The sequence below is a fragment of the Nonomuraea sp. B10E15 genome (genome assembly GCF_039871615.1).
Lineage (GTDB): Bacteria > Actinomycetota > Actinomycetes > Streptosporangiales > Streptosporangiaceae > Nonomuraea.
Map to the genome: position 1 here is coordinate 80,346 of NZ_JBDPMB010000019.1, position 12,721 is coordinate 93,066.

Sequence of the window (12,721 nt, forward strand, 5' to 3'; positions counted from 1 at the left end):
GGGATGCTTGGTTGTCATCATGGTGATCACTGTGGCGAGGACGGACGAGTGTTCACCACGGGGACATCCTCCGTGCTGGCTTCGGGATATCCCCCATGGGCTCTCCGGCTGTTCTTGTGGGTGAGTGTCCGCCAGGCTGTACGGCGTGTGGCCGTGATCACCCGCAAGATGGCGTCAGGTGAGGAGGAGCGTGGGCAAGCAAGCAGAGAGCGGCTCCGGCCTGTGGCCGGTGCTGATCACGGCTCCATTGAAAAGGCGGGCATGGTGTGAGCTCGCTTACGCGCTGATGTTGCCGTTCATGGTGGGAGCCGGCCTGGTCCATCTCGTTCTCGTGCTGCTGAGCGTCATGCTGGCGGCGAATTTCGTCGGAGTGCCGATGCTGGCCCTGAGCGTGAGAGTGGCCAGAGGGCTCGGCACGGCCAATCGACGGCTGGCACGAGCGTGGGCCGGGGTGCGGGTGCCCGATCCCGCGCCGTTCCGTACCAGGCCGGGGCTGCTGAATCGGCTCGGCTCGGCACTCGGTGACGCGACGGGATGGCGCGCCATCATCCATGGCCTGCTCCGGCTGCCGGCGGCCGTGGTCGCCTGCGCGGCCGCCGCCGGGTTGTGGGGAGGCGGCCTGCTTCTGCTCGGCTGCCCCCTGTGGGGGCAGTCCTCTGTCTTGGTGCACCTGTCTCCCCCCAGTTGGCCGGTTGCGGCGCTGGTGAGCGCCGCCGGACTGGCGCTGCTGCTCCTCGCCCCGTGGGGTGTCCACCTCGCCCTGGCCCCCGAGCGCATGCTCGCCCGTACGCTGCTCGGGCCCGCGCCAGGTGACACCCGGATCCGCCGACTGGAGCAGGCACGAGCGCTGGCCGCAGAGGACGCGATCGCCAGGCTCCGCCGGATCGAGCGGGACCTGCACGACGGGACGGCGGCACGGCTGGTGACGCTGGCCATGAGCCTGGGCATGGCCCAGGACGAGCTCGAGCAGGCCGCCCAGCCCGAACGGCTCCAGCGCGCCCGCGTCCTCGTCGACAGCGCGCACCGCAGCGCCAAGGAGACCGTGGCCGAGCTGCGTGACCTGATCCGCGGCATCCACCCGCCGGCACTCGACCAAGGGCTGGAGGTCGCCCTGGCCACGCTCACCGCACGGAGCCCGATCCCCGCCCGGTTCGAAGCCGACCTGCCCGAGCGACCGGCTCCCGTCATCGAGGCCATCGCCTACTTCTGCACGACGGAACTGCTCGCCAACGTGGTCAAGCACAGCGGCGCCAGGCACGCCGCCATCGAGGTACGGGTACGTGATGGACTGCTGACCCTGCGGGTGCGCGACGACGGCACCGGCGGCGCGGCGATCGGCACCGGATCCGGATTACGCGGACTGGCCGCCCGGGTTCAGACGCTGGACGGCATGATCGACATTCACAGCCCGGCCGGAGGACCTACGGTGATCACAGTCGAACTCCCCCTGCACATCTGAACGGAGCAGTGCATGCGCATCGTGATCGCCGAGGACGCCGCGATGCTCCGGGAGGGCCTGTGCATGCTGCTCACCTCCCGCGACCACGAGGTGGTGGCCGCCGTGGGCGATGGCGACGCGCTCCTGGCCGCCGTGGCGGAACACGGTCCCGACATCGCCGTGGTCGACGTACGCATGCCGCCTTCCCACACCGACGAGGGCCTGCGAGCCGCGATCCAGATCCGCCGTGATCACCCCGAGGTGGGCGTGCTGGTGTTCTCCCAGTACATCGAGACGCGTTACGCGACCCAGTTGCTCGCCGACGGCGCCCATGGCGTGGGCTACCTGCTGAAGGAGCGCGTCGCCGACATCAAGGACTTCCTGGCCGCGCTCGACCAGATCGCGGCCGGGCAGACCGTCCTCGACCCCGAGGTCGTCACCCAGATCATGGGAGCCAGCCGGCGCACGGAAGCCCTGGGCACGCTCTCCCCGAGGGAACGTGAGGTGCTGGCCATGATGGCGGAAGGGCGTTCCAACAACGCCATCGCCGCCGCGCTGTTCCTGTCGTACGGCTCGGTGGAGAAACACGTCACGCAGATCTTCACCAAGCTCGGCCTTTCTCCGTCGGACAACGACCACCGCCGGGTACTCGCCGTCCTGCACTACCTGCAGGCCTGACCATGCCCACCCGCGCGGGAGCGCGGATAGGGATTTCAGCGTCAAAGGCGTCCCACGGCGCCGAGGTCGCGTGAGAACTGGCCACTGTGGCCATGGCCTCAGCACGCCATCGAGGTCGGCCAGCAGGGGTGTGGTTCGGGCGGGGTGACATTCTGATCGGACCGTTCGCTGAGCAGCGGGGTCACGGGTTGAGCAGAAAGGGCAGGCCCGCGTCGTGGACTCTGGTCGGGCGCAGGGGCCGCCACCCCTCGATGAGCTTGGCGAGCTCGGCTTCGATATCGACGGTGATGAACCCGAAGAAGTTGATGTTCTCACGGTGGCCGGGGGCGATGAACGACAGCAGTTCGTCGGGAACTTCGCGGCCCTGGCCACGCAGTTCCTTGATCGCCATGCCGTAATACTCGGTCGTCCACGTGATGACCGCGTTCGTCAAGATTGTGAGGCACCATGCTTGCTCGGTCTGGTCCTGCAGCTGGGTGCGGACGATCGTGCCCTGCTGGGCGTAGTGCAGATCGCGGCGCAGGGCATGCAGGGACTCGCCTTTGTTGAGTTGCCGGGAGATCTTGCGCCGGTAGACGGGGTCGGACAGGTAGCGGGCGGCGTGGACGGTGCGCTGCATCCGCCCCCATTCCTTCAACGCCGCTGCCAGGGTGTTCTGCCGGGAGGCGGCCGACCACTTCCCGACGATGAGCGAGGCGGTCGCCTCTCCGAACTTCAATGATCCGCCCATTCGCAGCAGGTCGGAGTAACACTCGTGTATCAGGTTCTCGTTCCACCGGTCGGCCAGCAGCGGCCCGGCGTGCGGGTAGAGCGCGTTCGTCGCTGCCGGAGTGTCGACCCGCAGCATGGTGATCCTGCCGAGATCGCGCATCCGGGGGGTGAGGACCTTACCGACCAGGTCGAACAACCCGAAGTTGACCAGCGTGGCGCCATGGGTATCGGTCGCGTGCTCGTGGATCGGCAGATCGGTCTCATTGCCCAGCAGCTCGTCCAGGGTGTAGTGGCCTTCGCGGGTGGTCGGCACGATCTGCTTCGTCCCGTACGTCGACCATTGGTCGGAGACGTGGGTGTAGGTCGACAGGACCTTCCCGCCGTGGATGGTCATGTCCCGGGCCGTCAAGCTCTTGCCTCGGACAGGGAAGCGCTGCCTTATGTGGAATCTGGTGTGGCTACTTTGCTGCGCCATGGACGTCAAGTGGGAGAAGTACCCGCGGGTCGCTGAGCATGGCGAAGCCCGCCGATGGCTGGAGTTCACCGCGAACATCGGGCGTGCCCCGAACACGATCGACGCCTACGGCAGGGCGCTTGAGGACCACCTTCGGTTCTGTTCCTTGATCGGCACCGACCCGCTCACCATCAAAGCCGATGGGGTGGCGGCCTGGATCGGCGACATGCGACAACGCCCGAGCGCGAGGGGCGCCAACGTCGTTCCTGGACACCGCGGCCGGGCTGTCGAATGCGACGATCCAGCAACGCGTCGTCGCGGTCCGATCCTTCTACGAGTTCCTCGTCGAGGACGGGCTGCGCGAGCGCAACCCGGTCCGGCGCGGGCACTCCTCCCGGCACGGCGGTCGGGCCCGGCAGGGCCTGGTGCGCCGCGTCGAGCAGGCACCGTGGATTCCCAGCGAGGCCGCCTGGCAATCCATCCTGGTCGCCACCACAGCCCAGCCGCTCCGCAACCGACTGATGGTCGCGCTGGCCTACGACGGCGCGCTGCGCCGTGAAGAACTGATACAGCTGGAACTCGGTGACTTCGAGCCGGCCTACGGTCTGATCCGGCTTCGCGCGCAGACGACCAAGTCTCACCGATCACGACAGGTGGCCTTCGGCACGGCCACCGCCCGCTTGTTCGTCGCCTATCTGGCCGAGCGGCGCGGCCTGTTCGGCAAGCGGGACGGCCGCCTGCTGCTGAGCGCCTCACGCCGCAACTTCGGGATGCCATTAGGGCCGTCGAGCTGGTCAAAGATCGTAACGGCGATCGGCGAGCAGGCCGGACTCCGCCAGCTGACCACGCACACCTTCCGGCACCTGCGTCTGACCGACCTCGCCCGGGCCGAGTGGACCATCGACCAGATCGCCCAGTACGCCGGCCACCGGGACCTGGCCACGACCATGACTTACATCCATCTCAGCGGCCGGGAACTGGCCAGCAAGCTCCGCCGCGCAACCGCATCGATCCAAGCAGAGCGAGAGCGCCTGCTGGCCGGGCTGGTGGTGCCGTCATGACGCCCATCAGCTCAGCCCAAGCACGACGGCCCGAGCCTGCCACGACCCTGACGACCGGCGAACGCGTCGCGCTGGCCAGCTGCATGTCGCGCCCGCAGCCCGGCAGGCACTTCGCTGAGGCGAGCGACCTGAGCCGTCTCATCGAACCCATCACAGCCGTCTCCACCGGCTGGCCGGACAAGACGGCCAGGCGCGCCCGCAACATGATCCTGGAACACACCCATCACCTTCAGAGCCCCTACTGGAGCTGGGAAGAAGACATCTGGGCGGAGTTGATCAGCCAGGAGCGCTCCGGCAACTACCGCTTCCCTCTGACCGCGCTGGGCTACCTGCTGGGTGGACACCGACGGCTGCATCAGCGGATCGGTCTCACCCGGCTGGGCACACTGGCCGACCTCGTCTTCGGCCCTGGCACCGTCGAAACGGCGGTGCGGGAGGTCACCACGACTTTGACCCAATGGGGAATCTCTCCGGCATACCAACGTGATGTCCTGCGCAACGCGCTGCTGGACGTGCTGCTCAGCAGCGGCAGCCCGCACCTGAAGGACGTCACCGTCGAGCTGCTGGAGCGGCTGGTCCAAGACAACTCCGCCCATGTCTCCCGGCGCCGAACCATGTTCCCCATCTCCCGGGTCCTGGCCCACCACGGACTGATCTCGCGGCCACTGACGGCGAACTCGCACCTGAAAGGGCCGCGACAGGAGACCTTGGCCTCCGTCCCTGCCGAGTGGCGAGACTGGGTGCTGCGCTGGCGCAAGCTGGCCACCCATGAGCCGAAAACCGTCGAATCGCGCTTCGTCCACGTTCTCACCGCCGGCCGCTGGGCCGCCGACAAGCACCCCGAAGCCGTCAGCCCGCAGGACTGGACACGCGACATCGCCGCCGAGTACGTCGCCGACACCCTGCACGCCCGAGTCGGCCAATGGGCGGGGCACAACCGCAACCGGGTCCGCCACGGCGAAGAGCTGACCGCGACCGGCAAGGCCCAGCGCATCGACAACATCCGCAGCTACTTCTGCGAGCTCATCGACTGGGAGTGGATCACACCCAGGTTCGATCCACGTCAGGTCTTCAGCCTGCCGCTGTCCATCCGCGCCGGCCTCAACCCCAACCCGCGGATCATCGACGACGCCGCCTGGGCCAAGCTGATGGCCGCCGGATTGACCCTCACCACCGAAGACCTCCGTCCCCCCGGCGACCCCGCACGGCGTTCCTCCGCCTACCACGCCGGCTACTACCCCCTCGAGATGGTGCGCGCTCTGATCGGCGTCTGGCTGTTCGCCGGCTGCCGGATCAACGAAATCCAGCGCCTGGAACTCGACTGCATCACCTGGGACCAAGGCAGCGACGACCGCACCGGCGAGCCCTTCCGCATCTGCCTGCTGAAAGTCCCGCAGAACAAGACCTCCGGACCGTTCTCCAAACCCGTCGACCCGATCGTCGGCGAGCTCATCGAGGCATGGAAGGCCGTGCGCTTGCCGCAACCCGACATCACCGACCGCAAGACCGGACGCAAGCGTCAACACCTGTTCTGCGTCCGCGGCCTGCTCATCGGCAGGAGCTACCTCAACGACCGGCTCATCCCTCTGCTCTGCGCCAAGGCGGGCATCCCCGAAACGGACTCCCGCGGGGCCCTGACCAGTCACCGGGCACGAGCCACCATCGCCACTCAGCTTCTGAACGCCCGTGAGCCACTCTCGCTAGCCGATCTCCAACAGTGGCTCGGGCACAAGCATCCGGCCAGCACCCGCCACTACGCAGCGATCCTGCAACGCACCCTGACTGCCGCCTACCAGCGCGCCGACTACTTCGCCCGCAACGTCCGGACCATCCAGGTCCTCATCGACCGCGACGCGATCCTCACCGGTGCCGCCGCGAACGACGGCCAGCCCTGGAAGTACTACGACCTGGGCGATGGCTACTGCAGTTACGACTTCTTCGCCAAGTGCCCGCATCGCCTGGCCTGCGCTCGCTGCCCGTTCTACCTGCCCAAAGACAGCCACCGCGGCCAACTGCTGGCGGTCAAGGACGGCATCGACCAGATGCTCGAACAGATGGAGCTCACCGAGGAGGAGCGTCAGGCGCTGGAAGGAGATCGGGACGCCGTTGCCGCGCTGGCTGAACGCCTAGCCGATGTCCCGACGCCAGCCGGTCCGACTCCCAAGGATCTCGGTGCCCAACCGGCGTTCATCCCTCTGACCGTTCTGCACGACAGCCTGCGGAGGGACCCGCAATGACCTGGAAGGGAGCAGCCGCTCCGCCACCGAACGCTTCTCGCCGACACCTGGGCGACGTGGTGGACACATGCCAGTCAACACCGGAGGTGGATGCTGATCTGCGAGCCGAACTCTCGGAAACCGAGTGCTCGGGCGACCCGTCGCGACGGCTCCGGCCGCGCCCTCCACTGCGGCAACAACCCGCTCGCCAATGCGTCGGCTACCGCCGCCGAGGCCACCCGGCGAGCCAGGCCACGACCACGATGCTCCCGAGCGGTCAAGACGGACACATGCGCCGCCATACTCAGCCACTGTTGATATCCGGCGGCGGCGACCACCTTCCGCCCTTCGCGGATCACAAAGGCCTCGGAAGTGATCTCCTCCAGAGTGCACTCGTCTGCGTCCTGTTTGTCCACCGAGGCCACCAGCTCGCGAACATCGTGATGACCCACCGGCAGGCTTTCGACTTTGTCCACCGAGGCCACCAGCTCGCGAACATCGTGATGACCCACCGGCAGGCTTTCGACCTCGGCATCGGTGTGAGCGGCAACAAAATCCTCAGCCTCGAGGTATGCCAGCGTCGCCGGGCCCAAGAGGTCGAGGACGGGCAGCTGAGGCGGGAGCAGAGCAAGATCAATACTGGCTCGGGCGAGGTGGCGGATCAGCGCGCCTTGCACCGGCTCGACCAGGTCAGCGCTGGGCACCGTTGCCAAGATCGCTCCGTTCAACGCGACGACGCCCGTCCACCCCGGTGGGCACATCCACGATTTCGGCGAGACCACCACACTCACGCCTCCACGCTCGGGAAACGTGGCAGGGACACGAGCCAAGTCCGCCCACAACTGGCGCGCTCGATCCAAGGAACTCCGCGACATTCGCCGATGATCCCTGCTGGCAAGGCACAAGACCAACCCATTTATGCCCGGGGATCTGCTCCGAACCGCTCGACAAGCCCTAGAAACGCGCAGGTCCCCAAGAATCGTTACCGCTTATTCGCCATAACTTGCCCGTCGGAGGAGGACATGGTGCCGCCACCGAACTTCTTGGCCAGCTCCAGCTTGTAGTGGTGGTTGACCAGGATGGTGTTCGCCTCGCGCAGCGTCTCCTCCCGCACGTACCACTCCTGGGTCCAGGCGAGGGTGTCGTAGGAGACGCCACACGCCTCGGACATGCGGGTGAGCCCGAGGTTGGTGGCGCCAGCGATCAAGACCGCGAGGATGTTGCGCTTCTGCTCGATCGACAGCTTGGTCTTGCGGCCGCCGGCATGGGTGAAGCAGTCCAGGAAGTGGGTGCGGGCGTCCAACTCGATCAGCAGCGAGGCGATCGGCACGAACGGCAGCATGCCCGACAATTCCTCCCGCAGCGCCTTGGCCTCGGCCGGGATGTCCTCTGCCGACAGCGGCGGAATGACGAGCTGCCCAGCCTCGTCCAGCCGGACCGCGCCGACGTCGTTGGGGGCGGCGCTCGCCAGGGTCTCTTCGAGGTCCTCCAGGGCCTGGTGGAGTTCGTCCTTGACCTGCTCGATCGCCTCGGACGCGTCGGCGGGTTTGCGGACCAGGTGGCAGAACTCCGCCCGTTTGGCCTGCCACTGCTCGGGGGTGAACAGGTAGGTGCCGGGGTCGGCGTAGCGGCGCGAGCCTGGCACGAACACATCCCCCGACCGCAGGCCGTCGCGCAACGCGAGGATGGTGCAGATCTCCCAGTAGTGCCGGAACGCGGTGTCGTCTCTGCTCTTGCGGGCCTTGGCCAGGTAGTCGGCGTACCGAGCCGGGACGAACGACGTCGGCGCCTCGGCGGGAACCTTCCGGCCTCCGGTCCGGTTCAAGTCCTTGAGGATGGCGACCGCGTCTATCAAGTCAGCGGTGCCGGGCCCGCCCTGGAAGTCGATCGCCTCCAGCACCCTGGGAGTGAACTTCCGCAGGTAGGTGTGGGACGCCTCCAGCGCCGCCAGACGGCCGTGGTCCCTGGGCAGCGGCCTCCAGCTCACCGCTGCGACCTCCCGGAGCTTGTTCATCCCGATCCGCTCCCGCAGCATCCCGCCGACCTGCTCGTCGGCGATGGCGGGATCGATGAGTACCGGCAGGATCACATCCATCAGCAACTGCCGGGCCTCGCCCTTCTTAGCCCCTTCCGCCAGGGCGGCGTCAGTCTTGGCCTTGGCGTGGGACTCGCGCGCCGACACCGCCTGGTCGAACAACGCGATGACCTCGTCCAGCTGGTCGACCGCGGACTGGGCGACCAGCGCCAGCGGGATCGGATGGCGGCGCTCCCCGCGCCGCTCCAGCCCCTGCACCGTCGAGCGCCGGCCCAACGTGGCCAGGAACCGGCGCCGCTCCCGCGGCAGCATCGACAGATCCAGCAGATGCGCGTCCATCGCGCGCAGGTACATCAGCTTGCCGATCGCTAACTTGATCGACGTCGGCGTCGCCTCCACCGCGGGCGTCGTCAGCCACGCCAGCCGGGTCGTTCCGATCTCCGGATCGTGCACCAGCAGCCGGTCTAAATCCGCCCGCATCGGCCCGGTCAACAGATGATCGACTTTCTCCGACGTCAACGCCCCCGCCGCGTTACGCGCCGACCCGACCATCTTCATCAACACGACCACACCGGGCCGGACCACCTTCGAGCTGATCAGATGCTCGGCCGCCTGGTGGAACAGCAGCGACGGCGTGTCATGCTCCATCGCCCGGTCCAGCAGGAACTGCTCCAGCTCCTTGAGCGTCTCGCCCCTGGTCGGAACCGGTTTCCAGCCCAGGTACTTCAGGCCCAGCTTCAAATGATCGCTACGGGTCTGCGCCCGCCGCCCGTACTGCTCCAGGGCTCCCGGAAACACCGCCAGCTGGTTCGCCAGCCGCTGGACCGCCGCCTGCGGCACCGACCGGATGTCGTCCGGTACGAACCCCAGCCACGGCAAGGTGCACAGCTGCACCGCCAAACCCAAGCGCGCCGCCGAACCCCTGCCCCCGCCCCGGCTTAAGTTGTCGATGAACCCCAGATCCTTCCGTGTCAACGTGAAGAACCTAATCAACTCCTCCCTGCCGATGTCCGGATACGAGCGAAGCCGCTCCATCTGCTCGTCGGAGAAGAACTGAACCGCCAACGCCCACCAACCTCCACAACCGCACCGAAACCAGTACGAACCGTAGTAGCAAAGATCGACAGGCGTTTCCTCAACTCAAATAACACCAGGTCAGAGGCGGGTTCGTTGGATTCTGCTCCGTTGCTACCGGGACCCCAGCGAGACCGCGTCGGCGAGCGCTGGCCCAACAGCCCGCTGCTGTTCCCTCGGCCCACCAGCAACATCGATGCCGAGAGAATCAGCGACTTCGCAGGCGACTCGTGTACGCCCTCGGGCAGGGTCGCGTCCCATCGCCCTCCGAAGATCAGCCTGATGAACCGACCGGGCAGCGCTCTTCAGTAACGATTGGGCCCTGCTGATCTTCGTGTCCACAACCCGCCATCGGTCGCGTCGGCGACGTGTCCTCGACGCGGCTGCGCACGTCAACACCATGATCAAGTTAAGAGCTCAAGATAACGCTCGACCAGCGCATCGCCGTGCGTTACCACATGAACGGCATGTCAGGGCAGGAGATCGCGGCCTACCTGGCCCATCACGTCGCCCTCACCGGCCGCTCCGACCCGCTGTTCACCGAGGACGCCGCCTCGCTGCTCCATAACACCAGCCGCGGCTATCCCCGCGCCATCAACAACCTCGCGCTCCAGGCGCTGCTGGCCACCTTCGCCGCCGACGAGGCTATCGTCGACGAGTCCGCCACCCGCACCGCCGTTAACGAAGTCATCGCTGCGGAGTGATCTACGGTGAGGTCATGTTCTTCGAACCACGCTCAAACTTGGACGAATCGGCTCCTCCACCGGAGCCGAAACTCCCCGATTGGATCGCTCCGCCCACCGACGAGACGGGCGTCGTGGTGACAACCAGTCTGATCCTGGCCCGCACCCCGAACATCGCCATCGCCTTGCCGATGATCCGGTCATATCGAACTGGCTGCCTCCTGGACTTGGAGATCATCTTACGGCAGGGCGACCTCTCCGCCAGCGCCTTCTCCGACCTCCGCTCATCCATCCACCCCACTGCCCTGCACCCCGAGCCGTCGCCGGCCACGATGATGCGCCTCGGCGTGCGCTATGCCGATGGCACCAAAGTCAGCACCCTCCTCAACAGGGGCAAGGTGGTGCGCTTCAGCGAGGATGGTCGGCCATCGAATCCCCTTCTCAGCTGGCAACCCACCGGTGACCAACTGCACGGTTCAGCCCCCCACCTGGGGCACAACACGATGAAACTATGGCTATGGCCTCTGCCGCCCGCCGAGCCCTTCGAACTCGGCGTGGAATGGCCCGGTGGCGGCATCGAACTGAGCGTCGCCGAACTCGACGGCGCCGCCATCGAGTTCGCCGCTCAGCAGTCGGTCCCATGCTGGCCGGATCACCCATAGAGCGAGATCTTCAACAGGCTCGAACGCGGGCTCGCCGACGAGATCTTGCCTCAACATAGGGCAGGCGCAGCGGCAAAGTGCGCACGAAGTCGCCAACCTGCACACCAAGACCCCGTCAGCCTCACGCTGCCGGGTCTTCGCATACCGCCACATCCTCACGCCGGATGACGCGTTCGTTCTCATCTTGAGTGTCCGGGAACACCGTGTCGGGCGCGTTCGTCAAACGAGCGTTTGACGAACGCAACCGAGGACACCCGGCCGAACGGGGACCTCGGTGCGCCGTGTCCGGTTCGGGTGTTCATTTTGCCGTTCATCTTCCGACGTCCCCTGCTACCGTTCAGATGCCTCGCACGTGACGTTTGATGAACGGAGGTGCTTCGCGATGGCGCTCATCGGACTGGTCCGCGTCAGCACCGACAAGCAGAAGACCCAGCGGCAGCACGACGCCCTCGATCCGATCTGCCTGAAGGTCATCGAGGAGAAGGCCAGCGGCAAGCTCGCCACCGAGGACCGGCCCGATCTGCTCACCGCGCTGTCCTACATCCGCGAGGGCGACCTGCTGACCGTCCAGGAGGTCGACCGGCTTGGCCGCAATCTCCTTGAAGGACTGATCGTCCTCAACGACTTGTTCCAGCGGGGCATCGGCGTCAAGGTGCTGGAGGGCATCGGCGCCGGCGAGCACACCGAACGCTCCTTCATCCTCGACCTAGCCCTCGCCCTGGCCGAGGACCGGCGCCGCGACATCGTCCGCAAGACCAAGAACGGCCTGGAGACCGCCCGCAAGCAAGGCAAGGTTGGAGGCCGCCGCCCTGCGGTCGACGACGACAAACGAGCCGCGATCCTCGACCGTCGCCGACGAGGGGAATCCATCCGGACCATCGCCGCCGGGGTGAAGGTCTCCGTCGGCGTCGTCCACAAAACCCTCGCAGCCGCTGCCGAGGGCAATTCCACCGACCGGCCCCCGACTCCCTGAGGCCGTAGCGGCGATTACAGAGAGCTACTTTGGGGCTGGTCGCTCGAACCCGAGTGGGGCCCCAGGACGACCTGTCCGCGCCCATCGTGGTGACGGCGGCCAATTCCTTGCGCTTGCCGGCCGCGCCGAGCCGGTCCAGCAGCGCGCGGTAGGCGGTGTGGTCGCGGCCGCCGGCGTTGATGTTCTGGTCGGTGCCGACGTAGGCGCAGTACAGCTCCGGGTGGTTGCGGGCCAGGCGCAGCCCGACGATGGAGCCGAAGGAGCAGCCGAGCAGCACGACTTTGTCGACGCCGAGCCGGGCGCGGATGTGCTGGGTGACCTCCAGGGCGTCGCGCTCAAGGCGCTGCAGGCTCATGTCGCCCTGCCCGTCGGGTCCGCCGTGAGCGAAGGTCTTGCCAGCGCCGCGCATGTCCCACCGCACGATCGTGAAGTGCCGCTCCCAGGAGCGGGTGCGCGAGGCGAAGATCAGGTTGGTGGCGCCGGGGCCGCCGTGGAGTTCCAGGACCACCGGGTTGCGGCGGTCTTCGCCGCGGATGGTCACCCACTGGTCGATGCCGCCGATGCGGACGAACCCGGATTCCTCGATGCCGTGCGGGCTGGTGATGCGTAGTCGTTTGGCGTGGGCGGTGCGCCTGAGCTGGCGGTAGCCGAGCAGGCCTGCGGCGGGGACGGTGATGACCGCGGTGGCGGTTGCGGCGATGGCGATGCCAAGCATCTGCTACTTCCTTAAACTGTT

General features: G+C 67.0%; 11 protein-coding genes. 8 read left to right on the forward strand and 3 right to left on the reverse strand.

Annotation, left to right across the window (positions count from 1 at the left end; all coding sequences use genetic code 11):
• Positions 1-190 precede the first annotated feature (190 nt).
• Together ABGB14_RS37325 and ABGB14_RS37330 are read left to right on the forward strand one after the other, a co-directional pair.
• Positions 191-1,459, forward strand: coding sequence for a sensor domain-containing protein (locus ABGB14_RS37325; RefSeq protein WP_347648560.1), 1,269 nt, complete (start codon positions 191-193; stop codon positions 1,457-1,459).
• A 12-nt stretch (positions 1,460-1,471) separates the two neighbouring features.
• Positions 1,472-2,116, forward strand: coding sequence for a response regulator transcription factor (locus tag ABGB14_RS37330; protein WP_347648561.1), 645 nt, complete (start codon positions 1,472-1,474; stop codon positions 2,114-2,116).
• A 181-nt stretch (positions 2,117-2,297) separates the two neighbouring features.
• Here ABGB14_RS37330 and ABGB14_RS37335 read toward each other — a convergent pair whose 3' ends face one another.
• Entirely contained in the window at positions 2,298-3,380 is a 1,083-nt protein-coding gene (locus ABGB14_RS37335; protein ID WP_347648666.1) for a Tn3 family transposase, read from the reverse strand.
• A gap of 101 nt (positions 3,381-3,481) precedes the next feature.
• Between ABGB14_RS37335 and ABGB14_RS37340 the strand changes: the two genes are divergently transcribed.
• On the forward strand, positions 3,482-4,342 hold the full coding sequence (locus ABGB14_RS37340; RefSeq protein WP_347648562.1) for a site-specific integrase: 861 nt from the start codon (positions 3,482-3,484) through the stop codon (positions 4,340-4,342).
• Positions 4,339-6,579, forward strand: a complete 2,241-nt coding sequence (locus tag ABGB14_RS37345; RefSeq protein ID WP_347648563.1) for a tyrosine-type recombinase/integrase — start codon at positions 4,339-4,341, stop codon at positions 6,577-6,579. Before ABGB14_RS37340 ends, ABGB14_RS37345 begins: the two co-directional genes overlap by 4 nt.
• Before the next feature lie 74 nt (positions 6,580-6,653).
• On the opposite strand, the gene ABGB14_RS37350 is transcribed toward ABGB14_RS37345, so the two are convergent.
• On the reverse strand, positions 6,654-7,349 hold the full coding sequence (locus ABGB14_RS37350) for a GNAT family N-acetyltransferase (RefSeq protein WP_347648564.1): 696 nt from the start codon (positions 7,347-7,349) through the stop codon (positions 6,654-6,656).
• A 191-nt stretch (positions 7,350-7,540) separates the two neighbouring features.
• Positions 7,541-9,658: a DUF4158 domain-containing protein gene (locus ABGB14_RS37355; RefSeq protein ID WP_347648565.1), complete on the reverse strand. Its 2,118-nt coding sequence runs from the start codon at positions 9,656-9,658 to the stop codon at positions 7,541-7,543.
• Positions 9,659-10,113: 455 nt separating this feature from the next.
• On the opposite strand from ABGB14_RS37355, the gene ABGB14_RS37360 reads away from it, so the two are divergent.
• The 4 genes from ABGB14_RS37360 to ABGB14_RS37375 all read left to right on the forward strand — a co-directional run bounded on the left by ABGB14_RS37360 (position 10,114) and on the right by ABGB14_RS37375 (position 12,595).
• On the forward strand, positions 10,114-10,371 hold the full coding sequence (locus ABGB14_RS37360; protein ID WP_347648566.1) for a hypothetical protein: 258 nt from the start codon (positions 10,114-10,116) through the stop codon (positions 10,369-10,371).
• Positions 10,372-10,385: 14 nt separating this feature from the next.
• Positions 10,386-11,012 carry a hypothetical protein gene (locus tag ABGB14_RS37365; protein WP_347648567.1) on the forward strand — a complete coding sequence of 209 codons (627 nt, stop codon included), beginning with the start codon at positions 10,386-10,388 and terminating at the stop codon, positions 11,010-11,012.
• A 382-nt stretch (positions 11,013-11,394) separates the two neighbouring features.
• On the forward strand, positions 11,395-11,985 hold the full coding sequence (locus tag ABGB14_RS37370) for a recombinase family protein (protein WP_347648568.1): 591 nt from the start codon (positions 11,395-11,397) through the stop codon (positions 11,983-11,985).
• Positions 11,986-12,142: 157 nt separating this feature from the next.
• A complete protein-coding gene (locus ABGB14_RS37375) occupies positions 12,143-12,595 on the forward strand; it encodes a hypothetical protein (RefSeq protein WP_347648569.1) in 453 nt (150 codons plus the stop codon).
• Positions 12,596-12,721 lie beyond the last annotated feature (126 nt).

Bases quoted from the DNA above. Each gene is read 5' to 3' on its own strand.
- ABGB14_RS37365 (WP_347648567.1), top strand. From the start codon at position 10,386: ATGTTCTTCGAACCACGCTCAAACTTGGACGAATCGGCTCCTCCACCG.
- ABGB14_RS37370 (WP_347648568.1), top strand. From the start codon at position 11,395: ATGGCGCTCATCGGACTGGTCCGCGTCAGCACCGACAAGCAGAAGACC.
- ABGB14_RS37335 (WP_347648666.1), bottom strand. From the start codon at position 3,380: ATGTTCGCGGTGAACTCCAGCCATCGGCGGGCTTCGCCATGCTCAGCG.
- ABGB14_RS37330 (WP_347648561.1), top strand. From the start codon at position 1,472: ATGCGCATCGTGATCGCCGAGGACGCCGCGATGCTCCGGGAGGGCCTG.
- ABGB14_RS37340 (WP_347648562.1), top strand. From the start codon at position 3,482: ATGGGGTGGCGGCCTGGATCGGCGACATGCGACAACGCCCGAGCGCGA.
- ABGB14_RS37345 (WP_347648563.1), top strand. From the start codon at position 4,339: ATGACGCCCATCAGCTCAGCCCAAGCACGACGGCCCGAGCCTGCCACG.